Below are 23,554 nucleotides of genomic sequence, written 5' to 3'. Positions count from 1 at the left end.
AGAGCGACCCAAAAGGCCAAAAAGAATATATGAAAATAGGCGGCTTGCAAAAAGTGTCTCTGATCGATTATCCGGGGAAAATCGGCGCCGTTATATTTACACAGGGCTGTAATTTCCGCTGTCCCTATTGTCATAATCCGGAACTGGTGGAACAGAAATTATATCGGCCCTGTCTTCCGGAAAAAGATATTCTGGAATTTCTGACAACGCGCCGGGGAAAGCTCGATGCAGTGACTATTACCGGAGGCGAACCGACGCTTCACGAAGGTTTATTTTCTTTCATCCAAAAAATTCGAAAACTGGGCTTTGCCGTAAAGCTTGATTCCAACGGGTCCCGCCCGGATGTTCTTGAGCGCCTGATCCGTGAAAAACTCCTTGATTATATTGCGATGGATGTCAAAGCGCCGGCCGAAAAATACCAGAACGTTGTTAAAGTACCGGTGGATATCGACGCTATTAGAGAAAGCATCCGGATTGTTTTAAAGGCGAATATGCCGCATGAATTCCGCACGACGCTGGTGACGTCGCTGCTGACTCAAAAAGATATTGCGGCGATTGTACGGGAGATAGCCGGCGCAAAGCGCTATGTTATGCAAAAATTTCAACCGGCAAGAACACTGAATAAGACATTTCTCAGTGAAAAGATCTGCCCGGACGATGAGTTATTAAAGATAAAAAAGCAGATGGAAAAATACGTCCCGCTGATTATTATTCGTTGATATGAGAAGCGAAGGAAGACGACATGCAGGAAAAAACGAATAGCGCCAATTCCATTGACGCGGATCATCTGAGAAGATTAACTCAAATCGGTGTGGCGCTGTCTGCTGAAAAGGATATCGACCGTCTGCTGGAAAAAATATTAATTGAAGCGCGCACCATAACTTCCGCGGATGGCGGTACGCTTTATCTGATGTCAGACAACGAAAAAGAGCTTCAGTTTGCTTTTGTTCAAAATGAATCCATGGGGCTGAACATGGGGGGTACAGGCGGAAAAATAACCTGGCCGCCCATAAAACTCGCCGATGCCAATGGCTTGCCCAATCACTCCAATATTTCCGCGCACGTGGCACTTACCGCAGAAGTGGTCCACGTAGAAGATGTTTACGATTCGTCGGTTTTCAATTTTGAGGGTCCTCGGGCGTTCGATCAGAAAGCAGGATATCGCACGCAGTCGATGCTGGTTGTTCCGATGTGCAATCATGAAAATGACATTATCGGTGTTGTACAACTTATTAACGCTAAAGACCCGGATACGGGGCGGGTTATTCCTTTTTCGGGAAATGGGCAGGAGCTGGCCAGGTCTCTGGCATCCCAAGCGGCGGTCGCCCTAACCAACAACCTGCTCATTGCCGAACTGAAGAATTTACTGGATGCTTTTATTCAATCCATTGCCATTGCCATTGATGAAAAATCACCTTATACCGGCGGGCACGTCCGGCGTGTGGCCGGGCTGACCCTGAATATTGCGGAAAAAATCAATGAAACTCATGAGGGGCATTTTGCGGGGATCAGCTTTTCCGGTGATGAAATGCAGGAATTGCGAATGGCCGCATGGCTGCATGATATCGGGAAAATTACCACACCCGATCATGTCGTCGATAAAGCAACAAAACTCGAAAAAATATATGACCGGATTGAAGACGTCAAAACACGATTTGAAATGCTCAAACGTGAATATCAGATGTCGATAAACAACGCCCTAAAGAATGCGGGAGATCTTTCAATAGAAGAGGCCGGCCGAGAACTGAAGACACTGGATGAAGAATATCAGTTCCTGGTGCAGGTCAATAGCGGCAGTGAATTTACTCAGGATGAAATGATTGAACGAATCAGAAGGATCGCGGGAAGGAAATGGAGCACGAGCACCCAGACCTTGCCGCTGCTCACGGAGGATGAGATTTATAATTTAAGTATCCGCCGAGGCACCCTCAATGATGCGGAGCGAAAAATTATCGAAAATCATGCAGCTCTCACTTACAAGATGCTGGCCAAGCTGCCGTTTCCCAAAAAGTTGCAGAAAATTGCCGAATATGCGGCTGCGCATCATGAAAAACTTGACGGCAGTGGTTATCCGATGGGGTTAAAAGGAGATCAGCTTTCTCTGCAGTCGCGCATCATTGCCCTCGCGGACGTTTTTGAGGCGCTTACCGCCAAAGACCGGCCTTACAAAAAAGGCAAGACATTGGGGGAGGTCTTACAAATACTAAACTTTATGGTTAAAGATCAGCACATTGACTCGGATGTGTATGAATTGTTTATCAAAGAAAAAATTTATATGGATTATGCCAGGCGTGAATTAGCGCCCCATCAGATTGACGTGGAATGACCCGAAGGATAACCTGCTTTCTGATGATAATTTTTTGCTTGATTTTATGCATTTATATGGTATGAAGCAAGAAAGCGGTGATTTAAAGTAAATTGCTCCGCTCTATAAATGTGCTAAAGCACTGAAAATCAATGAATCAATTGAACCCGTGCTTTGGCGCGGGTTTTTTTAGTTTTAGTCACTGAAAGCCCGCACAAAAAACTGTAAGGAGAAATATTATGCAAATTTCATCGGAAAGTGTCAAAGTGGGGCATCCTGATCTGGTTGCGGATATTATTGCGGCCAATGTAATTGCGGCTATCCTTGATGAAGAAAAAAAACAAAAGCTTACGCTGGCGAATATGCCGCATTGCGGCATTGAGGTTTTTCTGGGCAAGGGAATATGTCTGGTCGGGGGTGAAGTCAGAACCAGAGTTTATGTTGATATTGATAAAATAGCTAGGGATTCCGTAATTGAACTAGGTTATAATCATGCCGCAGTCGGATTGAACGGACATTTAATGGGTGTGCTCAATGCGATTATTCCCCAGTCGGACGACATCAATCAGGGAACAAGCTGTCTTCTGAACAAGGATCAGGAAATCGGCGCCGGGGATCAGGGCATCATGTATGGTTTTGCCTGCGACGAAACGCCGGAACTCCTTCCTCTGCCTTATGTTCTGGTCAACAAAATGATGCGGGCCTTTGAATATTGCCAGGACCCGATTTTCGCTCCGGACGGAAAAGGTCAGGTATCGGTTGATTACGACACAAAAACCGGCAAACCCCTGCGCGTAGCCAAAGTGCTGATGTCCAACTCGATTGATTATCGTTTTGTCAAAGGCGATCGTCTGAAGGTGCGCGACCGGGCCAGGAAAATCGCTTTTGAGGCTTTGAAGGATTGCGTGGATAAAAAAACGGAATTTTTGTTCAACCCCACCGGTGAATGGAATGCCATTAATTCCTGCAGTGCGGCTGATTCCGGGGTGACCGGACGCAAGCTGGTCGTGCAGTTTTACGGCGGATACCCCGGCGCTCAGCTGGGCGGCGGAGCGGTGGTCAATAAGACACCTGAAAAAGTGGATTGTTCGGCGGCTTTTGGCGCCCGTTATGTCGCCAAAAATATTGTGGCGGCGGGGCTTGCTTCTAAATGCGCAGTTCAGCTGGCTTATGCCATCGGTATTGCCTGCCCGTTTTCTATTTATGTCAATACGTTTGGTACAGGCAAGGTCTCAGACGACAGACTGGAAAAAATGATTGAAGATCATTTTGATTTGACGCCGGAAGGCATGATCGAAAAATTCGACCTGCTCAACGGTAAAATTTACCGCAAAATTCCTCGGACATTCTTTATGGATGACTACCGCTGGGAAAAAACAGATATGACGAAGACGCTGCAAAAAGCGGTAAAATAGCGCAATGATTAACAGATAAAGGCCGAAGTGCAAAACACTTCGGCCTTTATTAACAGGCTTCCTTGAACGTATTTCCTGCAAGAAATTCCCTGAATTCAGATCCGGTTTAAATTCCCAGATACGCTTTTTTCACATTCTCATCATGCAGCAGATCTGCGGCTTTGCCTTCCATGGTTATGGCGCCGTTTTCCAGAACGTAAGCACGGTGGGAAAGCTTGAGCGCCATGAAGGCGTTTTGTTCTACCAGAAAAATAGTGGTGCGGTGTTCGGTATTGATCTTGCGAAGAATTGAATAGATCAATTTGGTCATCAAAGGCGACAATCCCAAAGACGGTTCATCCAGAAGCAACAGCTTCGGCCTGGCCATGAGCGCGCGGGAGATGGCCAGCATCTGCTGTTCTCCGCCGCTTAATGTACCGCCCTGCTGATGCCGACGTTTGTAAAGAATGGGGAACAGTTCGTAAATATACAGGAGGTCGTTTTTGATTTCCGTGTGATCATCGCGTAAAAAAGCGCCCATTTCCAGGTTTTCCATGACGCTTAACCTGGGGAAGATACGCCTGCCTTCTGGAACCTGTGAAATCCCTGAGGCGACGATCTTATCAGGGTCGTTTTTTTCGATGGATTCTCCGTTCAATAGAATTTGACCGGCGCGAACCTTCGTGATGCCCGAGATGGACATGAGTGTAGTTGATTTGCCCGCGCCATTGGAGCCAATGAGCGCGACAATCTCGCCTTCCGCCACGGATAGAGAAATGCCTTTGAGCGCGCGGATGCTGCCATAGCTGGTTTCCACATCAATTAACGTCAGCATCAGTATCATCTCCCAGATAGGCTTTGATTACAGCAGGGTTGCTGCGGATTTCCTGAGGCGCGCCCCTTGCGATTTCTTCGCCGTAGTCGAGTACGAAAATATTCTGCGCCAGATTCATCACCAGTTTCATATCGTGTTCAATAAGCAGGATGGATAGTTGAAAGTCTTTTTGCAATCGTGCAATCAGGGTATCCAGCTCACTGGTTTCCTGAGGATTCATGCCTGCGGCCGGTTCATCCAGCAAAAGGACTTGGGGATCAGTGGCCAGGGCGCGGGCGATTTCCAGACGGCGCTGAGCGCCGTAGGGCAGATTTTTAGCCAGTTCGTTCACGCTGGCGGTGAGACCCATGTATTCAAGAATGGAATAACTTTTATCAACGATGGCTTTTTCTTCATAACGCGCGCTGCGCGGACGGAAAATCGCGCCGATAATGCCCGTGTGCGACCGGGTGTGACGTCCGATCATGATATTTTCCAGAACGGTCATGCCGCCGAAAAGCCGGATATTCTGGAAGGTGCGTGCCATACCCAGTTTGGTGATCGTGTTGATTTTCAAGCCATCGAGCCGTTTCGGTTTGCCGTCAGGGGGGTGCAGGATAATCTCGCCCGCTGTTGGCTTATAGATGCCTGTCAGGCAATTGAATAATGTGGTTTTGCCCGCGCCGTTGGGGCCGATGAGCGCTGCGATTTCTCCTTTTTGAATGTGGAGGTTGACATTGTCCAGAGCACGCAGGCCGCCGAAATCCATGGTCATATTTTTTACTTCCAGAATGTTTTCCATGCTTCACTCTTTCTTAAGTCGTGTCATTACCATTCGGCTGATGAAATTCATATTGTTTACGACGGTCGGCCAGAAGTCCGCCGGGGCGAAAAACCATCATAAGAATCAGGGCCGCGCCGAACAGGATCATCCGGTAATCGCTGAAGACCCGCAGGTATTCAGGAAGCAGGATGATAGCCAGCGCCGCGATAATCACCCCGAGAATCGACCCCATGCCACCCAGCACCACAATCGATAAAATCATGGCCGATTCCAGAAACGTGAAACTTGCCGGATTGATGAAAGTTGTTTTTGCGGCAAAGAGTACGCCCGCCATTCCCGCCCATGTTGCGCCCAGTGCGAAAGCCGCAAGTTTGGCTTTTGTCTTGTCGACGCCCATAGACTGACAGGCCAGTTCATCTTCACGCAGGGCCACCCAGGCGCGGCCAATGCGGGAATTCTGCAGGCGGTAGATCACGAAAATGGTCAGCCCGCACAGGGCAATTAAAATAAAATACATATAAATCGCGGATTGTTCGGGAGTCAGGGACATGCCGAACAATCCGGGCCGGGGAATGTTGGAAATGCCGCTGGGACCAAAAGAAAAATCGTTCCAGTTTTCCAGCACCAGCCGGATGATTTCAGCGAAAGCCAGTGTGACAATAGCCAGATAATCACCGCGCAGCCTCAACACCGGCAGCCCCACCAGAATGCCGAAAAAGGCCGCAATCAGGGCGCCAACCGGAAGCAGTGTCCAGAAGCCCAGACCGAAGTGATAATTGAGCAAGGCATAGCTGTATGCGCCAACAGCGTAAAAGGCGACGTAGCCCAGATCCAGGAGACCTGCCAGACCGACTTCAATATTCAATCCCAGTCCCAGCATGACATAAATAAGTGCGGTGGTCATGACGTTGACCTGGTAATGGGAAAAGACAAATGGGAAGATCAGAGTAAAAGCGGCGATGATGATGACCGCGGGACGGTAAATTTTCGGATTTTCAATCAGGCGATTCAGCGGGGATAGCCTTTCCGGTACGATTTGCAGGGCTGACGTTTTTTTGCTCAGATAGATCTGCCAGATAAAAGAAAGCACAAAACTGCCGAGGCCGATGCCAACAATGTTGATCCAGCGCCAGATCACAAGGTTTTCAATAGTGTTGACTTTGACCACCGTGAGGGGAAATGTCAGCAGAATAAGCCACAGGGCGATGGTGGCCGATCTTTTTAGTTCGGAGGCGTATTTCATCTGGAGGTCCTCCCTAGACTTTTTGCTGGGAGGAACGTCCCAGAATGCCATCGGGTTTAAAAATTAAAATCAGAATCAAGAGAACAAATGCGAATACGGATTCATAGTCGCTGGATATATAGCCGGTGCCGAAGCTTTCCGCCAGCCCCAGCACCAGTCCTCCCAGCATGGCGCCGGGGATGCTGCCGATGCCGCCAAGAACGGCGGCGGTAAAAGCCTTGATGCCCGCGTTAAAACCGATATAGAAGTTAATGCGGCCGACATGGGAGGCGATCAAAATACCACCGATGGCCGCGAGCGCCGAACCGATGATGAATGTCCGCGATATCACGCGATTGACGTTTACGCCGGTGAGCAGGGCCATTTCCTGGTCCTGAGCCGTTGCCCGCATGGCCTTGCCCATCTTGGTGAATTTCAGAAGCAGGGTGAGCGAGATCATCACGGCTGCGGAGGTCAGGATAATAATGAAGTCCGATGGGCCGATCAAGTGGCTGATGTTGTCGAGAAATTCAGATTGAGGCAACAGGTTGGGGAAGGGAAGGAAATCGGAAGTCTGAGCCAGCATGACATAATTCTGCAAAAAGATGGACATGCCGATCGCACTGATGAGCGGTGAGAGCCGCGAGGCCTGACGCAAGGGTTTGTAAGCTATTTTTTCAACGGTAAAACCGTAGGCGGAAGAATAAAGGACGGCGACAATTGTGGCAAGAATGAATACGGGCAGACCGGTGAGCCCCTGCATGGTCAGGATGGAAGCCGCTATCAGCGCGGTAAACGCGCCAATCATGTAGATCTCACCGTGGGCGAAATTGATGAGTTGCAGAATGCCGTAAACCATGGTGTAGCCCAGGGCAATCAGGGCATATATACTGCCGCGCGTGAGTCCCCCCAAAAATAAATCCCAGAAATAATTCATTCCCCTTTGCCTACACCTGACTCCTGACGTTTTGTATCGTTCAGCCGTGAACCGTGAACTTTGAACCGTGCGCCCCGTAAGGGGTGAACCTACTTCAATTCCACATAAACACCCTGGCGCACCTGATAGATGGAAAAGCCGACGCCAATGGCATCGCCTTTGTCGTTGAATTTTATTTTGCCGAGCGGCGTGTCCGCGGGATAGGTTCGCAGGGCATTGCGCACCGCTTTGTAATCGGTGGACTTAGCCTTGGTTATGGCGTTGACCATGGCGAGCATCGCACTGTAGGCATTAAGGTAGAAAGCTCCTGGTTCCGTGCCGTAGGCTTTTCTATGCTCTGCAATGGCCGCGATCGCCAGCGGATTTTTTGTTGTATCTTTGGGGCCTGACGCGTAAACACCCTCCGCCGACGCAGCCGCCACTTTAATGAAGGTCTGATCTTTTACACCATCGTCGGATATGAAAATTGTTTTCATGTTTCGTTTCCGCATCAACTGTACAACTGATGCCGCTTCCGGGTGGTAACCGCCATATACAACCGCGTCCGCACCGGAATACTTAATCTTCTGAACAATTGCCGAATAATCCACCGCACCCGGTGTGATGCCTTCGTAAAGAACGACTTTGGCTCCCTGGGATTCTTCCAGATATTTTTTTGCGTATTCCGCGAACCCTTTACCGTAATCTCCTTTATCATGAATGACGGCAAGTTTTTTCATCTTCAGCGTTTTAAGTGCAAAATCCACTACCAGTCTTGCCTGTACATTGTCCGGGCCAATGGTGCGATGGAAATTCGGATACTGACCGGCGAGGGTTAATTCGGGGCTGGTTACCGAGGGGGATATCACGATAATTCCCGCGTCTTTGTAAGTGCGCAGCGCCGCTTTGGTCGCGCCGCTGCAGATATGGCCGATGACGCCATCCACTTTTGCGGAAACCAGTTTCGTGGCGGCATTGGTGGCCAGTTCCGGTTTGCAGGCTTCGTCTTCAATCAATAACTGGATCTTTTTTCCTGAAATTCCGCCTTGTGCGTTTATCTTCCTGGCTACCAGTTCGGCTGCGTGAACCGTGGGCAGGCCATATGAAGCCAGGTCGCCGGTGTGGGAACCTGCAATGCCGATTTTAATGGTTTCGCCTCCATACAACGTGGAAGTTGAACCAAAGGCAAATAAAAAGACGGGGATTAAAATCCATCGGAAAAGAAGATTATTATTCATTGTATTACTCCCTGATAAGATGGTGCAAAACTACTACTTGAAAAGGCGCGCCGCGTCAAGACGCAATCGATAGTTATTTTCGACTTGATTAATGTTTTCCAATAGATGGTGAATTGGGACTTGTCAATTTGATGTGATGGTGTTAATTCAAAAAAAAGGGTTTCCGCCGGTTATCCGGCGAACGCCTTAAAATTGTAAAGCGTGACGATGAAAAAAACATATTCTTTCACCAAAAATGATATCTTGCAGATCAGGGGGCTCGGCTTAACGCCGTCTGACGTTCATCAACAGCTGGAAGTCTACCGGCGTGGTTCAAACTATCTGAAACTCATTCGTCCCTGCGCTCATAATGATGGAATTCGATCTTTTACATCTGCAGAGCGGAAACATTTGCTTAAAGTGTATGATGAAGAGGCTGCTCGGCTCAAAATATTGAAATTTGTACCGGCGTCGGGTGCGGCCAGCCGGATGTTCGCAGAATGGTTTTCCGCAGCGAAGCAGGATACGTCAGGCAGCGATGGCCGCCGGTCTTTCTTTGCCGATTTGAAAAAAATGCCATTCATCTCAATGCTTCAGAAAGACGAAGCGACTCGCCGGATGCTCAAGCACAAAGACGTTAAGGCATTGCTGGAGTATATTCTTTCTGCAGACGGACTCCGTTTTGGATGGCTGCCCAAAGCGCTTATCCCTTTTCATGCCTATCCATCCGGTGAAGTAAGGACGGCGCTGGAAGAACATCTTGGAGAGGCTGCAAGCATCGTGACCGGTAACGGAAAAATCTGCAATCTGCATTTTACCATTTCAACAGAGCACGTCAAAGCAGTCAGGGCATTGCTCAGACGGGTTATTCCAGTATATGAAAAACGCTGCCGCGTTCGATTCAAGGTTGGATTGTCCGTGCAGTCTCCGGCCACAAGTATTGTGGCTGTCGATGAAAACAATCTGCCGTTTCGGGATGACAATGGTCGTCTGGTTTTTCGACCCGGCGGACATGGCGCTTTGCTTAAAAACCTCCAGAATTTAAACGCCGATCTTATCTTTGTCAAAAACATCGATAATATTGCACCTGATGCGCTGCAAAAGAAAATATTGCCTTATAAGAAAATGCTGGGAGGTCTGGCCTTGCAATTGCGGCAGTCAGTCTTTGCGATGTTGAAGCATCTGGAAAAAGGTCAATGCAGCGACCGTGAGCTGCAAGCCATGGCGGAATTCTGCCGTTTTGAATTTCATGCGGGTATTTTAAAGGGATATACAAAGTTGTCGCAGCAAGAAAAAAAGAAAAGGATATTTGCGCATTTGAACCGTCCGTTGCGTGTTTGCGGGATGGTGAGGAATGTCGGAGAACCCGGCGGGGGGCCCTTCTGGGTTCTGGAAAAAGACAAATCGCAAACACTGCAAATTGTCGAATTGCCTCATGTCGATCACGGCACGACGACACAGGCGGGCATCTGGTCGCGGGCTTCGTATTTTAATCCGGTCGATATGGTTTGTTGTGCGAAGAATTATCTCGGAGAAAAATTTGATCTGGCCGGTTACGTGAATGAGGATGCTTATTTAATCAGTCACAAAACGGAAAAGGGACGACGCCTCAAGGCACAGGAGATGCCGGGGTTGTGGAATGGCGGCATGGCATACTGGAACACGGTCTTTGTAGAGCTTCCGCTTGTGGTATTTAATCCAGTCAAAACGGTTTACGATCTTTTGCGCCGAGAGCACAGAGGCGGCAATGCCATTAAATGATCCAGCGTTCGGATTTGTCTTTCGGAATAGCCCTTGCCTTAATGGTGACGGATCTGTTTTGATGCTGACAGGCGACATCGGCTTCGGTATTGTCCGGTGCATCGGAATAACGGACGCAGAGCGCGGCGGCTGTGGCGATTGCCGCTTCATCGCCGTAAGGCGCCAGCACGCAGGGGCCGGGAGTATTGACCATGTTGCAGATCAGGTCTTCAGCCAGCGAAAGTTTCTGTAAGGCTTCATTGTCGGCTTTGTTTCTGCCGACAATAATTTTACCGATGTCTTCAATGCGAAAGTGCCGTCCGTGTTTAAGCAGTTCATAGTCGCGAATCTGCCGGTCATCGGAATGAGACATCAGGTCGCGCAGACGGCGGGAAAAAATCGGATCCGTCAGCAGGCAGCCGCCGGCAGGCGCCGGGTAGTGACGGATGCCGAATTCTTCCGCGAGACGCATTTGATCTTTGCGTCCCCGCCCTGAAACAGCCAGAAGTTTTGAGCGGTCAATTTTCCCCTCTCTTTCGGCTTTAACGGGTTCAAGCAGTTGCGCGGAAAGAGGCCGCAAAATGTAGTCGGCGTAACCCGAGTTTTTTGCGACGACACCGAGGGACTGTTTGGTCTGCGACATGGGGCGTTGGCCCATAACTTCGCCGGTCACGAGAAAGTCAGCGCCGATTTCCTCCATTTTTCTGCCGGCAATATTCAGCATCAGTGTATGACAGTCAATGCAGGGGTTCATGTTTTTACCGTATCCATAGCGGGGAGACTTGAGCATTTGCAGATGTTCGTCTGTGATATCCGCAATCATCAGGGGCAAATGGATCTGATCGGCTGCCGCCTGTGCCTTGACGGCATTAAAGAAAGGGGTTGTACAGGTAAACCCGATTACATGAATGTTTTGACTTTGAACAAGCTTGACGGCTAAGATGCTGTCCAGTCCGCCGGACAAAAGGGCTATTGCTTTTACCATGTTTACAAATCCAATTTATTATTTACCATCTTGATTTCAAAGGATAACGCAGCCGACAAAGTCAGCCGAAGAAAGCGAAGTGGCATTAGAATTAAAAGCACTGCAAAATGTTGCCCGCAACGCTGAATGATGATGCATGAACAATGTAAAACTCAATACCGGATAATGTTTGCCGACCATGTTTCCTGCAGCAATCCCCTTAACTCCTGATTGAAGTCAAAATTCACAACGTAAATATCTTTGTCGGTCTTGATCTTGGTGCCGCTGAAACCGAAGTTATAAGGCGGTTGATTTTTATCCAGACCGGAAAAAGTAAAATAACCGGACGTAAAGACAAAATTAAAACCGCGCAGAATCTTTTCAATATTTTTGGCGGGTCCGTCCTGGTCGGATACAAAGATGATTTCACTGCCGTTTCTTTGAAGGATGCCGACAAATTGCGGCGGCAGATTACGCGAGAAAAGGATCGTTTTCTTCCCGTCGCGCGTAACAATGATATCCGCCTTTATGGATAGGTTAAATCCATCCCGGGCGATATTGAAAACTCGGACATCGACGTCTTTTTCGGCCGGGATTTTCAGGTAAGAAAGCAGATCATAGGAGAAATCTCTGGCGGAGGATGAAGGAATTACCGTCATCGGAGACAGCGAGTAAATTTCTTCCGGTTTTGCAACAAGGCCTTTTTCCGGGGAGATTTCCGTAATCATGAAGGAATGCCGCCGCGCGTAATTTACAATAGCTCTGGGCAGCAAAGAGTTGTTTTCGTAAACAAATCGCAATCCCTGGATGGTCGATGGAGATTGTTTGGCAATTTTTCTGTTAATGAGCCAATCCATGATGATTTCCAGCGGCGGAGAAGACCCGACGGTAACCGGCTTTTGCGCTTTGGTGATCTCATAGCTTTTGGTGTTCTTGAAAATTTTCTTCAAGATGGTGATAATATCATCTTTAGCATCAATTTTAACTAAATGATAATTGTTCCAATGGTCGCTTAATATTTTTTTCAGATGACTGTTGGAACGGTTTTCCAGATCAAGGAATATTGTCGTCCGGTCGTCAAGTTCCAAAACAGGAATAACGGAGCAGTCAATAGTCAGTTGTTCGGTTTTAGAGACCGGTAGATAGTAATTGCCGGTGGTCATCATCGTGCCGTTCATTTGTGCAAAGATATGCCTGATGACGGCCATCCGTGCCTCGGGTGACAGAACGATGGAATCTTTTCCCGTGACGGTTTTTTCCGTTTGCATTTGTTCTTCTTCAGGCAATGAGAGGGCAGGGGTGTCCTGTTGCGGCGGTTGTGTTCCGGTTCTTGCGACAGCCTGACCTTCGGGCAGACGAATGACCTGGCCGATGTAGATCTTATTGGCATCTTTTATGGACGGGTTTAATGATTTGATTTGGAGCATGGTTTTTTGAGTATTGGATTTTATGTGAAGTTCGCGGTGAATAATCCGAATCAGACTATCGCCTTTTTTTACCCGATAGGCCTGAGGAGCGGCCGATTCCTGCGATTGCTTGTTAGCGGGAATATCGACGGCTGCCGTCTTTTCTTCCGTAAGAGCAATGTTCTTTCCGGGTAGCACGATCTTCTGCCCCACCTGTAATTTATCCAAGTCTGCGATATGGGGATTAAGTTCTTTGATCATCCGGTAATAATTAGGAATATCCTTCTCGGTTACGCCGGGTATTTTGCGGACGATTGCGGAAAGAACGTCCTCTTTCTGAACCGTATAAAGATTAACCGTTTTTTTAGAAATAGCCGTCTTGCTGAAAGTCAGTTGAGCAGTATCTTCTTTGGCGGACATCACCGGCGAGTGAAATGCCATGATTGAAACAATCGCCAGGATCGGAACAGAAAAATATTTCTTCATCACTTGTCATTCCTGTCTGCAATCAATGAAATTTACAGGTTTATTTATTACTTTATGTGTCTTGAAAAGTCAATACGAATCGGGCATAAAAACGCTTTCCGCATATTATTTGAACAATATGCGGCAGCGAATATGAAGAATGAATTCAGATTAAATTACTTTTTTCATGGCGGCAATGGCGACTTCAATTTGGTCATCATTCGGTTCACGGGTGGTGATCTTCTGCAGGGCAAGCCCCGGCCAGCTTAGAATCTGCACCAGCTTGAATTGGCCGTATTTCCCGGTAAAACGGATCGCCTCGTAAGAAATTCCCGCAATGACCGGCATCAGCAGAATCTTATAAAGGATCCGGTGCAGAAAGTCCGGACGCCCCAGCAGAGAAAAGACGAGAATGGAAACGATCATTACAAAAAGAATAAAGCTGGTGCCGCAACGGGGGTGGCGGGTAGAGTATTTTTTAACATTTTCAACAGTCAACTCTTGGCCGTCTTCCCAGGCAAAAACGGTTTTATGCTCTGCGCCGTGATACATATAGACGCGACGCATGTCCGGCATCAACAGTGTGGCGGAAAGAAAGCATAAAAACATGCCGAGGCGGACGCAGCCTTCCAGAATATTTAAAAGGATCAGGCTGTCTATATAAAATTTAATCTTGGTAAAGAAAAAAGCCGGAACGATAATAAAGAAAAAAATGGCAATCGCAAAGCTGATGACGAAAGAAACATACATTTCCCAGCCTTTCGGCTTAACCTCCTCTTCGGACAGGGCGACCTCCGCGGAAAACATCAGGCACTGGATGCCGACGATCATCATTTCAAACAAACTGATAGTGCCCCGGATAAACATCCAGCCCAGTGGTTTGTATCGCTTGGTCAAAGGAACATACTCGCGCTCCTGGAAAACAATTTCCTTGTCGGGCCTTCTCACCGCCGCAGCGATTTTTGTGCCATGACGCATCATAACGCCTTCGAGAATTGCCTGACCACCGGCGATGTCTTCAGGATTTGGTTTACAGCTCATAAGATTTTCTATACCATTCCAATATTATTAGTGGCGCTTATTTATAGTATTTAAAAGGGGCTGTCAAATTATCATTTGATAAATTGTTGATTGCATGTTTGAGTGCGAATGATATAATAGATCAATAAACTCAAGGAGGATACACAATGGCGCCTTTGGATTCATCATCCGCCGCTTTTATCAAGGAGTATCAGGAACGGTTTGAAAAGAAATTGAAGGAAAATGAGATCGAACTTCTGGAACACTGGAAAGGGCAAATTGAAAAAATCGAAAGCTCAAGACCGGATAGCATCGCCTCCTTGCAATTACAAATCCGAAAAATGTCGGAAATGATGGGCAACCGCATCAAGGTGCTGAAAAAGGCTTAAAATGGATAGTATCGCTGATTTTTTATTTGAAGTAGGAATGCTTTGTAAGACACCGCGCAGCGGATACCAGTTTCTGGGCAGCGGCAGGGAATCGGTTGCGGAGCACATTTTGCGTACGGTATTTATCGGTTACGCTTTGTGTAAGTTGGATGCTTCTCTGGACGAACTGCGCGTGTTGAAAATGTGCATCCTGCATGATTTGCCGGAAGCACGCACCGGTGACATGAACTACGTTAATAAAAAATACGTTCAGGTTGATGAAGCCAAAGCCGTGAAGGAATTAACCGAAGGCCTTTTTTTCGGCGATGATATCCGGATGGCGATAGAAGAGTTTAACGGGAAAGAGACAAAAGAATCTCAAATTGCCCGTGATGCCGATCAGATCGCGCTGATTCTTCAGCTCAAGGAGTACGGCGATCTGGGCAACAAGTATTCCGATGAATGGATAAAGTACGCTTTGCAGAGGCTTTCCACCGATGAAGGTAAGAAACTGTCTGCCCGCATTATACAAACGGATTCCTCGAACTGGTGGTTTAAGGATAAAAGCGATTGGTGGATAAACGGAAACAACCGGTAACCGTTTATCATAAACACGGAGAATATTACATGATTCATAAAACGGTTCATTTGTCTCTCGCTTTTATTTTCATGATCCACCTGATGTCCTGCGCTCATGAGTTTGGTTCAGTAGTCATAACCAAACCGGATGAATACACTCATGTTTACGAGGCAAAAGAGAAAGTCGCTCTTAAGGCCATTGCCGCCGTATTAAAAGAGAAAAGTATAGGAGAAAATATCTCCATCGATTTTGAGCATAACCGCGTCGATTCGGACTATGTGGTGGCGGATGATTGGCGGACAAAGACCACTGCCCGGGTTAAGCAGCTTAACTGGAAAGAATGTGAAGTGCGTCTTATTGTGACAACGGAGAAGAAGACGGACAAAGGCTGGGAAATGCGCCGCCTGCTGAATAAGGATCAGTATGACAGCTTTTTCAGCGTGATTGATTTAAAGATTTACGAAGAAATGTCCAGAATCAAGTAGTCTCAATGTGGCGAAGGGATAATATATGGATGCCAAGATAAGAAAAGCATCATCATGGCTGGGCGAGTTAAAAAATTTTCATTGAAAGGCAATGTGATTGATCCGGCTATCGGTGTTATTATCGACGCGGCATTTGGTCAATCATTGATTCCTGCGTCAAGCACATTCTGATGCCGATGATCAGTGTTATCATGCCGGGCGAGCGGGGCTATCGGGTATGGAAGTGGGTGATTAACGTCAAGGAAGTTCCCTATGGGCTGTTTAGTGGAGAAATTGTCAACTTTCTGGGAGTGGCGCCGGCTTTGTAAGTTTTTATGGTCAATTTTCCGGGCATCATGATGACGAGTAAAAAAGAAGAAGCGGCAGCGCCGACGAAGGATCAGGCACTGCTTATGAAAATCCGGGATTTGCTGAAAGAATAAAAGTATCTTTTGTAATCCGTTGTCTCTCGTTCCCGGTAAATTGGAACAGGATGGATTTAATTTACTCTGCCCGCTGAAACAAACACCCTGAAGGATATCACCGGCGGTCTTACATATTCTGACTATCCGCTCATCAGATCGTGGCGTTGCCCCCATATTTTTTGTTAACAAATATCTGAGTGATGAAGATATGATTACAAATGATCAGTATGTATTATCACGCCGGTTCAAGTCCGGCTTGTCTGTTATTTTAAATCGTCCCGACGCGATCAACAGTCTCAGTGAAGAGATGATCGACAGGATTGATGGCTTGCTTTCTGAAGCCGCCGCCGATGAGGAATGCCGGTTTGTCTTGTTTTACAGCACGAGCCCCAAAGGATTTTGCGCAGGGGGGGATGTCAAAGAGCTGGCCAGACTGGGAAGCAGCAATCAATTTGATAAAGTAGATTCCTTCTTCCGCAAGGAATACGGATTGGATTTGAGAATCCATCTTTTTCCCAAACCGGTCATTGTGGTAGCCGACGGCATCACGATGGGCGGGGGGTTAGGCATTGCCGCAGGAGCCGGAATCAGTATTGCGACCCCGCGGACAAGAATGGCCATGCCTGAAACCCGGATTGGTTTTTTTCCGGACGTCGGTTCAACCGGTTGGATGTTCAGGCGCTGTCCCAGAGGTTATCCCGAATATCTGGGATTGACCGGTTATGACATGATCGGCAGCGAATGCGTGCGGCTGGGTTTTGCCACGCATTTCATGAAATCAGAGCAAATTCCCCGGCTGATTGACCTGCTGGAAAATGAAGAACTGAAGCCGGAAAACGATAAGAAGGAGATGCAGGCGAAGCTGTTAATGAAGATTTCCGGATTCCTGGATTTTAATATTCCTGTCAATCATGATATGGACGCATGGGTGGAAAAATATTTTGCGGGGAAGACCGATATCCGGGAAATTCTGGAGCCGTTATCGCAGTGTCACGAACAGGAGGATCACTGCAGGGAGGTATTTGCAAGCATTGCCGAACGATCACCCACCGCTCTGGTGCTGACATTACAATTATTGCGGTATAATGAAAGGCGATCGATTGCGGATGTATTTGCCACGGAGCTGAAAGCCGCTAAATTTATTACACGGCAGCCTGATTATATTGAGGGAGTCCGGGCAAGACTTGTTGACCGGGATGATCAGCCGAAATGGATGCCGGATAGCATTGACAAGGTTGATAAAGATAAATTCATTCCATGACCGGGCCGAATGCCGATACGAAAATTATCGGCATTCGGCCTTAAGTTTGGCTGGTCAAGTACCCTTGAACGCTTGTGCTATTTCTTGCTGAAAAATCCGATCAGGAATTCACTATCCTTAGGGGATAAATCAAATTTAAACACAGCCTTTTCCACCAACACATACAGCGGCTGAGCGGCATTATCCTCTCTGTTGGCAGAAATCCATTTAATTGCTTTCTGAATATTTTCACCTTCCGGCATTACTGTTGTCATAACTTTGGTTCCTCCTCATGATGAATAATGTTGTTCTAAAGAAATATACTATCAACAACGTCTTTTACATACTACAATATGCTTTAAAAATTAACTAAATTTTAATGAAATTTGACATTAGAGCTTTTATTGTTAAATATAAAAACGCTAAATATCAAACGTATCAATATTCATTTCAGTGAAGGGGAAATGCCATGAAGAAATCTTTCGGCGCTTTAACGCTTGTTTATCCCACGCCCGTCTGGGTTATCGGCACGTATGATAAAGAAGGAAAGCCGGATGCGGCAACTGTGGCCTGGGGAGGCGTGTGCAGCTCAAAGCCTCCCGCTGTGGCCATTTCACTCAGAAAATCAAGGTACACGTATGAAAATATTATCGATCGCCAGGCTTTTACAGTTAATATCCCTTCATCTGCACAGGTGATGATTGCGGATTATTGTGGCATCGTATCCGGTAGGAGTGTTGATAAATTTGCAGCGGCAAAAATAAACGCCGTAAAAAGCGATAAGGTTGATGCTCCGTATATTCAAGAATTTCCCATGATTGTTGAATGTAAACTGATCGGGCAAACCGATGTCGGCATTCATACGCATTTTATCGGTGAAATACTGGATGTGAAGGTCGATGAATCGATGTTGGGCGATGGCGGATTGCCGGATATTTTAAAAATCGATCCGGTTGTTTACGTTCCGGAAAAGCGTGATTACCACGGCATCGGAAAATATCTGGGAAAAGCTTTTGATGCGGGCAAAAAACTGAAATAACCATTGATAATCTTTTGGAGAAATATTAATTAACAGGAAACAGCAAGGAAAGGAGACATAAGGATGGCTAAATCGATTAAAGGAACGAAAACAGAAAAAAATCTACTGGCGGCTTTTGCCGGTGAGTCACAGGCAAGAAATCGCTATACATTTTTTGCGAGTGCCGCGAAAAAAGAAGGATATGAACAGATTTCCCGATTCTTTCTGGAAACTGCGGAAAATGAAAAAGAACACGCCAAAATTTTCTTTAAATACCTCGAGGGTGGTGAAGTTGAAATTACGGCGGCTTTTCCGGCAGGTGTTATTGCCGATACGAAAAGCAATCTGGAAGCGGCCGCCGCCGGTGAAAATATGGAATGGACAATCCTTTACGCCCAGGCAGCCAAAGTTGCCATTGAGGAAGGATTCCCGGAAGTAGCGCGTTCCTTCGAACAGATTTCCAAAGTCGAGATGTTTCATGAAAAAAGATATCGTAAGCTTGTCGAAAATATCGTCAACAGCGAAGTGTTTCAGAAAAAAGAGACAACCAAATGGCATTGCATCAATTGTGGTTATGTATATGAAGGTCCTGAAGCACCTAAGGAATGTCCGGCCTGCAAACATCCGCAGGCGTATTATGAATCATTAGCCGAGAATTATTAGCAGCCGGTTATCCGGTAAGACAGACTATCCGACAGCCCGTGTGTTATTCCGCGGGCTGTTTTTTTCACTGGGATGAAAAAATAATGGATGCTTTACGGAAGGAGAAAGTTCTTGAGCAGACACAGTTTGTTGTGCTTGACAGTGAAAGAAAAATACCCTAGATTGTCGCAGTTTTTCCCAAGAGGAGCCAATAAATATGTCCACAAAAAAGCAGCGCCGGTCTGAAGATTTTAAAGACCGGAAGAAAAAAAAATCCACTCGAGTAATTTATCTGGTTGCGATCATCAGCGGTGTCGTCTTATTATTAGTTCTTTTCTTTGTCATTTTATTTAATGCTCTATTTCCGCCGGTGGATATGGAAGCCCTAAAAAAGAAAGAGAAAAAGATTGCTGAAATCTATTTTTCAGACGCTCAGGAACGCTTTCTGGTAGCCGAGAAACGCTATATTTTTAAATCAGACGATGCGGCTGAACAGGCAAAAGAAGTTGTCAAAGCTCTGCTGGCTGGCTCCAAAACGGGCAATGTCAATACCTTTCCGGCCAATGTTACGCTCAAGGATGTAAAGATGGATAAAGAGGGCGTGGCGCAGGTTAACTTCAGCAATAATCTGATCAAGTCTCATCCGGGCGGTTCCACGGCCGAGATGGCCACCATCTATTCACTGACGAATACATTAACTTCCAATATTTCCGACATTAAAGCCGTGAAAATACTGGTCGACGGAAAAGAATTGCCTTCGATTAAAGGACATATTTCCACCCTTCATCCTTTCAGACCGGATTCCGATCTTTACACGCCGGTTAAAGAAGAGAAAAACTGATACTGTTATGGCACCGAAATCCAAAATATCACGTACTCGCAATATTGGTATTGTCGCTCATATTGATGCGGGAAAAACAACCGTCAGTGAGAGAATCCTGTTTTATACAGGCAAGTCCTATAAAATAGGTGAAGTGCACGACGGGGAAGCCGTTATGGACTGGATGCCTCAGGAACAGGAAAGAGGCATCACCATTACGTCCGCGGTGACCACCTGTACCTGGAAAAATTCCGAAATTCATATTATTGACACCCCCGGACACGTAGATTTTACGATTGAAGTGGAGCGGTCCCTGCGCGTGCTGGATGGCGCAGTTGTCGTGTTTTGCGCCGTTGCGGGCGTCGAGCCGCAGTCGGAAACCGTCTGGCATCAGGCGGATAAATATGGCGTTCCCAAAATCGCTTTCGTCAACAAGATGGACCGTATCGGTGCCGATTATTTTCATGTCGTTAAAATGATGCGCGAACGTTTCCACTCGATTCCCGTGCCTGTTCAAATTCCGGTAGGCAGCGAAGATACATTTCGCGGGATCATTGATTTGATTAACCGGAAAATGTTGATTTGGGATGAGAGCTCTCAGGGCGCTGAATATACGACGACTGAGATACCTGAAGAGTTTGCGGAAGCCGTGGCGGATGAACGCGAAAAAATGATTGAAACACTGGCGGACTGTGACGACGATCTGGCGGATCTATATCTGGCCGGCGAGGAATTATCAGTTGCGCAAATTAACACGGCGTTGCGCAGGTCAACAATCGCTTTAAAAATCGTTCCGGTCATGTGCGGCGCAGCGCTTCGCAATAAGGGCATCCAGCCCATACTGGATGCTGTTGTAAATTATCTTCCGTCACCGGAAGATGTCCCTCCCGTCAAAGGCATCAACCCGAAAACAAAACAGGAAGAGATTCGCCATAGTTCGGATAAAGAACCGCTGGCGGCGCTGGCTTTTAAAATTCAGCTTGATGAAGGCCGCAAACTTACCTATCTGCGCATTTATTCCGGACAGATTTTCGCCAATGGCGAGGTATACAACGTCGTTAAAAAGAAGAAGGAAAAAATTGCCCGCCTTTTACAGATGCATTCCAATAAGCGGGAAAGAATTGATAAGGCGTCGGCGGGAGAACTTGTCGCTGTGCTGGGATTGAAGGAAACAACCACCGGCGATACTCTTTGCGATGAGGCCCATCCGATCATACTGGAGCAAATGGAATTTTATGAGCCGGTCATCAGCCAGGCTATTGAAGCCAAGACGCCGGCCGATCAGGAAAAGCTGGCACAGGCGCTGGTCAAACTGACCGATGAAGATCCGACGTTGCGCGTTAAGTACGATGACGAGACAGCACAGACTGTGATTTCCGGCATGGGCGAACTGCATCTGGAGATTATTGTGGATCGTCTGCTTCGCGAATTTAATGCCCGTGTTAATGTCGGCAGGCCGCGTGTTGTTTATCGGGAAACGATTCAGAAGCCTTTTGAAATTGAGAGTATCTTTGAAAAGGAATTGGGTGAGAAAAGGCATTTTGGACAGGTACGCATTGAAATTGTTCCCCGGAAACGAGGTACGGGAAACGAAATTGTTAATCAACTGCCCGGGGAGATGATCCCCGTCGAATACCATGAAGCGATAGAAGAAGGCATCCGGGAAGCGATGATGAGCGGCGTTCTCAACAGCTACCCGGTGATCGATGTTGGCGTCAGGTTAATCGGCGGCGCTTACCGCGACGGTGAATCTTCCGCACAGGGTTACAAAATTGCGGCGGCCACTGCGTTTCGTGACGGTTGCCTTGCCGCCGATCCCGTTATGCTGGAACCGATCATGACGGTGGATATTATCACTCCCAGCGAGTTTATGGGCGATGTCATCGGCGATATCAATGCCCGCCGGGGTGAAATTCAGGCGGTTAATCCCAAGGGACCGGTTTCTGAAATCAAAGCCAAGGTGCCGCTCAAAGCGATGTTTGGTTATTCCACGGACCTGCGTTCCGCCACACAGGGACGCGCTGTCTTTACGATGATTTTCGGAGAATATAATAAAGCATAGTGCGAAGCGCGGAGCGCGGAGCCCGGCGTTTGCCCGGTGTGACGTGCAGGACCGGGCATTATGTAAAGAGGAAGAGTCTGAAATAATATTCATTTATGATTTTTGGCGGGAGGGGTACTTGCGCGAAAATCAACGAAACACCATCATCGATTTGACAAAACCGTTGGATGCGTCTTTCATTCCCTATTCAAGAGGAAAATATTCCGATCCGCCGCTGGAGTTTGGGGGCTGGAGTTCCATAGCCAAAGAGGGCTTTTGCGTCAGCCGGCTGTCGATGGGGACACAAAGCGGAACGCACATTGATGCTCCGGCGCATTTTCTGGAAAATGGCGACTTCTTGGAGGCTTTGTCGCCTGATCAACTCATTGGAAATTATTATTTACTGGACCTACCTCCCGTTTCATCTCTATCCTACATAACTGAATCACTGAAAACCTACCATCATGAGAAGATTATTTTTTTAAGAACTCCTGAAAATCAGTCTGCAAAGCTATCCGTTGAAGCGATGCAGAAAATTCTTTTCCTGGACGCCGCGCTGCTGGTGCTTTCCGGAAATATTGAAATTGATAATGACGAGCCTTTTGCTTTTCAGCGGCTCGTAGCCGAAGCGGCAAAATTTCTTGTAGAAGATCTGGAGCAGAAGGAGGCACGTGGTATTTCCGGCAACGGTGAAATATTTGTTTTGCCGCTGAGACTGGTTGGTGTCAGCGGTTCTCCCTGCCGGGTTATCGTCCGCGGACCGGAAACCATCGTATGATGAAGTCGTATTTAGAAGGGAGCCTCTGATGGAAGCAAGCTTTCAAGAGAGTCGGCTGAAAGCCGGAGACGCTGTGGAACTTTATGTTTCCAGGAACATCGTGGAGGGTTCCAGGGCAGCCGTTATTATTGTCCATGGACTCTGTGAACACTCCGAACGTTACAATTACGTGGCGTCCCGGTTCAATGCCTGCGGTTATTCAGTCTATCGCTTCGACAATCGCGGACATGGACGTTCAGGAGGCGAGCGCGGTTACGTGGACGATTTCAATGAATTCATCGATGATACTGAAAAGGTGGTTGAGCTGGTGAATCGGGAAAATCCGAAACTTCCCGTTTTTATGCTGGGGCACAGTCTGGGTGGTTTCATCGCTGCGGCGTACTCCATAAAATATCCCGGTCGTCTGTCCGGTCAGGTGCTTTCCGGGGCGGCAAGCATGATTCAACCCATGTTGGCCGGTTTGGAAGGAATTGATTTCAGTGCGTCACCCCGCGCGCCCATTCCCAATAGCCTGGACGATAAGGTCTCCCGTGATCCCGCTGTTGTGCGGGATTACCGGAATGATCCGCTTAATCTCAAAGAATTTACCACAAAATTGATGAGCGAAGCATTGATTCGCGGGGCTCGCTGGCTGATGGACAACCACGCCGCCTATACCTCTGCCTGCCTGATTCTGCATGGTGGAGACGATCAGATTGTTCCTCACGATTTATCTGCTTATTTTTATGAAAACATCTCATCAAAAGATAAAGAACTTAAAATTTACGACGGCCTTTATCACGAAATCATGAACGAACCGGAAAAGGATAAGGTGCTTGAAGATATTCACCAATGGCTTGAAAAAAGGATTCGATTGCTAAGTTGCAAGCCATGACTGATCTTGCCGGATTTTATCAGATCACGTTCATTTCCAACAGGGTAACAAAGAGGC

At 47.3% G+C, this 23,554-nt stretch carries 22 protein-coding genes and 1 pseudogene; 15 read left to right on the top strand and 8 right to left on the bottom strand.

Features of this window, described 5'->3' with window-relative positions; translation table 11 throughout:
- Positions 1-29 precede the first annotated feature (29 nt).
- The 3 genes from CVU71_03395 to CVU71_03385 all read left to right on the top strand — a co-directional run bounded on the left by CVU71_03395 (position 30) and on the right by CVU71_03385 (position 3,720).
- A complete protein-coding gene (locus CVU71_03395) occupies positions 30-719 on the top strand; it encodes an anaerobic ribonucleoside-triphosphate reductase activating protein (GenBank protein PKN21052.1) in 690 nt (229 codons plus the stop codon).
- A 23-nt stretch (positions 720-742) separates the two neighbouring features.
- Positions 743-2,326 carry a metal-dependent phosphohydrolase gene (locus CVU71_03390; GenBank protein ID PKN20836.1) on the top strand — a complete coding sequence of 528 codons (1,584 nt, stop codon included), beginning with the start codon at positions 743-745 and terminating at the stop codon, positions 2,324-2,326.
- 218 nt (positions 2,327-2,544) lie between these two features.
- Entirely contained in the window at positions 2,545-3,720 is a 1,176-nt protein-coding gene (locus CVU71_03385; protein PKN20835.1) for a methionine adenosyltransferase, read from the top strand.
- A gap of 106 nt (positions 3,721-3,826) precedes the next feature.
- Here the strand turns inward: CVU71_03385 and livF are convergent, their stop codons facing one another.
- From livF to CVU71_03360, 5 genes are all read right to left on the bottom strand, one after another.
- A complete protein-coding gene (gene livF / locus CVU71_03380) occupies positions 3,827-4,534 on the bottom strand; it encodes a branched-chain amino acid ABC transporter ATP-binding protein (protein ID PKN20834.1) in 708 nt (235 codons plus the stop codon).
- Positions 4,518-5,315 (bottom strand): ABC transporter ATP-binding protein, encoded by a 798-nt coding sequence (locus tag CVU71_03375; protein ID PKN20833.1) that lies wholly within the window; start codon positions 5,313-5,315, stop codon positions 4,518-4,520. Before CVU71_03375 ends, livF begins: the two co-directional genes overlap by 17 nt.
- A gap of 13 nt (positions 5,316-5,328) precedes the next feature.
- On the bottom strand, positions 5,329-6,540 hold the full coding sequence (locus tag CVU71_03370; protein PKN20832.1) for a branched-chain amino acid ABC transporter permease: 1,212 nt from the start codon (positions 6,538-6,540) through the stop codon (positions 5,329-5,331).
- 13 nt (positions 6,541-6,553) lie between these two features.
- Positions 6,554-7,456, bottom strand: a complete 903-nt coding sequence (locus CVU71_03365) for a branched-chain amino acid ABC transporter permease LivH (protein PKN20831.1) — start codon at positions 7,454-7,456, stop codon at positions 6,554-6,556.
- Between the two features lie 89 nt (positions 7,457-7,545).
- On the bottom strand, positions 7,546-8,673 hold the full coding sequence (locus CVU71_03360; GenBank protein PKN20830.1) for a branched chain amino acid ABC transporter substrate-binding protein: 1,128 nt from the start codon (positions 8,671-8,673) through the stop codon (positions 7,546-7,548).
- A 207-nt stretch (positions 8,674-8,880) separates the two neighbouring features.
- Between CVU71_03360 and CVU71_03355 the strand changes: the two genes are divergently transcribed.
- Positions 8,881-10,413: a DUF4301 domain-containing protein gene (locus CVU71_03355; GenBank protein PKN20829.1), complete on the top strand. Its 1,533-nt coding sequence runs from the start codon at positions 8,881-8,883 to the stop codon at positions 10,411-10,413.
- On the opposite strand, the gene CVU71_03350 is transcribed toward CVU71_03355, so the two are convergent.
- From CVU71_03350 to CVU71_03340, 3 genes are all read right to left on the bottom strand, one after another.
- Positions 10,406-11,377 (bottom strand): tRNA 4-thiouridine(8) synthase ThiI, encoded by a 972-nt coding sequence (locus tag CVU71_03350; GenBank protein ID PKN20828.1) that lies wholly within the window; start codon positions 11,375-11,377, stop codon positions 10,406-10,408. The genes CVU71_03355 and CVU71_03350 overlap by 8 nt on opposite strands.
- Positions 11,378-11,529: 152 nt before the next feature.
- Complete coding sequence (locus CVU71_03345) at positions 11,530-13,248, bottom strand: hypothetical protein (GenBank protein PKN20827.1); 1,719 nt, start codon at positions 13,246-13,248, stop codon at positions 11,530-11,532.
- Between the two features lie 150 nt (positions 13,249-13,398).
- Complete coding sequence (locus CVU71_03340) at positions 13,399-14,268, bottom strand: DUF1385 domain-containing protein (GenBank protein PKN20826.1); 870 nt, start codon at positions 14,266-14,268, stop codon at positions 13,399-13,401.
- Positions 14,269-14,414: 146 nt separating this feature from the next.
- On the opposite strand from CVU71_03340, the gene CVU71_03335 reads away from it, so the two are divergent.
- The 11 genes and pseudogenes from CVU71_03335 to CVU71_03285 all read left to right on the top strand — a co-directional run bounded on the left by CVU71_03335 (position 14,415) and on the right by CVU71_03285 (position 23,497).
- Positions 14,415-14,636, top strand: coding sequence for a hypothetical protein (locus CVU71_03335; GenBank protein PKN20825.1), 222 nt, complete (start codon positions 14,415-14,417; stop codon positions 14,634-14,636).
- 1 nt (position 14,637) lies between these two features.
- Positions 14,638-15,213 carry a phosphohydrolase gene (locus CVU71_03330; protein ID PKN20824.1) on the top strand — a complete coding sequence of 192 codons (576 nt, stop codon included), beginning with the start codon at positions 14,638-14,640 and terminating at the stop codon, positions 15,211-15,213.
- Positions 15,186-15,680 carry a hypothetical protein gene (locus CVU71_03325; GenBank protein PKN20823.1) on the top strand — a complete coding sequence of 165 codons (495 nt, stop codon included), beginning with the start codon at positions 15,186-15,188 and terminating at the stop codon, positions 15,678-15,680. Before CVU71_03330 ends, CVU71_03325 begins: the two co-directional genes overlap by 28 nt.
- A 54-nt stretch (positions 15,681-15,734) precedes the next feature.
- Positions 15,735-16,102 (top strand): annotated as a pseudogene (gene mscL, locus CVU71_03320) (large conductance mechanosensitive channel protein MscL).
- Positions 16,103-16,292: 190 nt separating this feature from the next.
- Positions 16,293-17,345 carry a hypothetical protein gene (locus tag CVU71_03315; GenBank protein ID PKN20822.1) on the top strand — a complete coding sequence of 351 codons (1,053 nt, stop codon included), beginning with the start codon at positions 16,293-16,295 and terminating at the stop codon, positions 17,343-17,345.
- Positions 17,346-17,793: 448 nt separating this feature from the next.
- A complete protein-coding gene (locus tag CVU71_03310; GenBank protein PKN20821.1) occupies positions 17,794-18,363 on the top strand; it encodes a flavoredoxin in 570 nt (189 codons plus the stop codon).
- A gap of 63 nt (positions 18,364-18,426) precedes the next feature.
- Positions 18,427-19,005, top strand: a complete 579-nt coding sequence (locus CVU71_03305) for a rubrerythrin family protein (GenBank protein ID PKN20820.1) — start codon at positions 18,427-18,429, stop codon at positions 19,003-19,005.
- Between the two features lie 196 nt (positions 19,006-19,201).
- Positions 19,202-19,825: a hypothetical protein gene (locus CVU71_03300; GenBank protein PKN20819.1), complete on the top strand. Its 624-nt coding sequence runs from the start codon at positions 19,202-19,204 to the stop codon at positions 19,823-19,825.
- 7 nt (positions 19,826-19,832) lie between these two features.
- On the top strand, positions 19,833-21,866 hold the full coding sequence (gene fusA / locus CVU71_03295; protein PKN20818.1) for an elongation factor G: 2,034 nt from the start codon (positions 19,833-19,835) through the stop codon (positions 21,864-21,866).
- Complete coding sequence (locus CVU71_03290) at positions 21,853-22,623, top strand: hypothetical protein (GenBank protein ID PKN20817.1); 771 nt, start codon at positions 21,853-21,855, stop codon at positions 22,621-22,623. Before fusA ends, CVU71_03290 begins: the two co-directional genes overlap by 14 nt.
- Before the next feature lie 28 nt (positions 22,624-22,651).
- Positions 22,652-23,497, top strand: a complete 846-nt coding sequence (locus tag CVU71_03285) for an alpha/beta hydrolase (GenBank protein ID PKN20816.1) — start codon at positions 22,652-22,654, stop codon at positions 23,495-23,497.
- Positions 23,498-23,554 lie beyond the last annotated feature (57 nt).

Source organism: Deltaproteobacteria bacterium HGW-Deltaproteobacteria-6 (assembly GCA_002840435.1).
Taxonomy (GTDB): Bacteria; Desulfobacterota; Syntrophia; order Syntrophales; family Smithellaceae; genus UBA8904.
The sequence above is the reverse complement of the archived record's forward strand: the minus strand, read 5'-3'. Positions and strand labels throughout refer to the sequence as shown.

Coding starts and splice junctions, on each gene's coding strand:
- CVU71_03395 (PKN21052.1), top strand. CDS start 30: ATGAAAATAGGCGGCTTGCAAAAAGTGTCTCTGATCGATTATCCGGGG.
- CVU71_03390 (PKN20836.1), top strand. CDS start 743: ATGCAGGAAAAAACGAATAGCGCCAATTCCATTGACGCGGATCATCTG.
- CVU71_03385 (PKN20835.1), top strand. CDS start 2,545: ATGCAAATTTCATCGGAAAGTGTCAAAGTGGGGCATCCTGATCTGGTT.
- livF (PKN20834.1), bottom strand. CDS start 4,534: ATGCTGACGTTAATTGATGTGGAAACCAGCTATGGCAGCATCCGCGCG.
- CVU71_03375 (PKN20833.1), bottom strand. CDS start 5,315: ATGGAAAACATTCTGGAAGTAAAAAATATGACCATGGATTTCGGCGGC.
- CVU71_03370 (PKN20832.1), bottom strand. CDS start 6,540: ATGAAATACGCCTCCGAACTAAAAAGATCGGCCACCATCGCCCTGTGG.
- CVU71_03365 (PKN20831.1), bottom strand. CDS start 7,456: ATGAATTATTTCTGGGATTTATTTTTGGGGGGACTCACGCGCGGCAGT.
- CVU71_03360 (PKN20830.1), bottom strand. CDS start 8,673: ATGAATAATAATCTTCTTTTCCGATGGATTTTAATCCCCGTCTTTTTA.
- CVU71_03355 (PKN20829.1), top strand. CDS start 8,881: ATGAAAAAAACATATTCTTTCACCAAAAATGATATCTTGCAGATCAGG.
- CVU71_03350 (PKN20828.1), bottom strand. CDS start 11,377: ATGGTAAAAGCAATAGCCCTTTTGTCCGGCGGACTGGACAGCATCTTA.
- CVU71_03345 (PKN20827.1), bottom strand. CDS start 13,248: ATGAAGAAATATTTTTCTGTTCCGATCCTGGCGATTGTTTCAATCATG.
- CVU71_03340 (PKN20826.1), bottom strand. CDS start 14,268: ATGAGCTGTAAACCAAATCCTGAAGACATCGCCGGTGGTCAGGCAATT.
- CVU71_03335 (PKN20825.1), top strand. CDS start 14,415: ATGGCGCCTTTGGATTCATCATCCGCCGCTTTTATCAAGGAGTATCAG.
- CVU71_03330 (PKN20824.1), top strand. CDS start 14,638: ATGGATAGTATCGCTGATTTTTTATTTGAAGTAGGAATGCTTTGTAAG.
- CVU71_03315 (PKN20822.1), top strand. CDS start 16,293: ATGATTACAAATGATCAGTATGTATTATCACGCCGGTTCAAGTCCGGC.
- CVU71_03310 (PKN20821.1), top strand. CDS start 17,794: ATGAAGAAATCTTTCGGCGCTTTAACGCTTGTTTATCCCACGCCCGTC.
- CVU71_03305 (PKN20820.1), top strand. CDS start 18,427: ATGGCTAAATCGATTAAAGGAACGAAAACAGAAAAAAATCTACTGGCG.
- CVU71_03300 (PKN20819.1), top strand. CDS start 19,202: ATGTCCACAAAAAAGCAGCGCCGGTCTGAAGATTTTAAAGACCGGAAG.
- fusA (PKN20818.1), top strand. CDS start 19,833: ATGGCACCGAAATCCAAAATATCACGTACTCGCAATATTGGTATTGTC.
- CVU71_03285 (PKN20816.1), top strand. CDS start 22,652: ATGGAAGCAAGCTTTCAAGAGAGTCGGCTGAAAGCCGGAGACGCTGTG.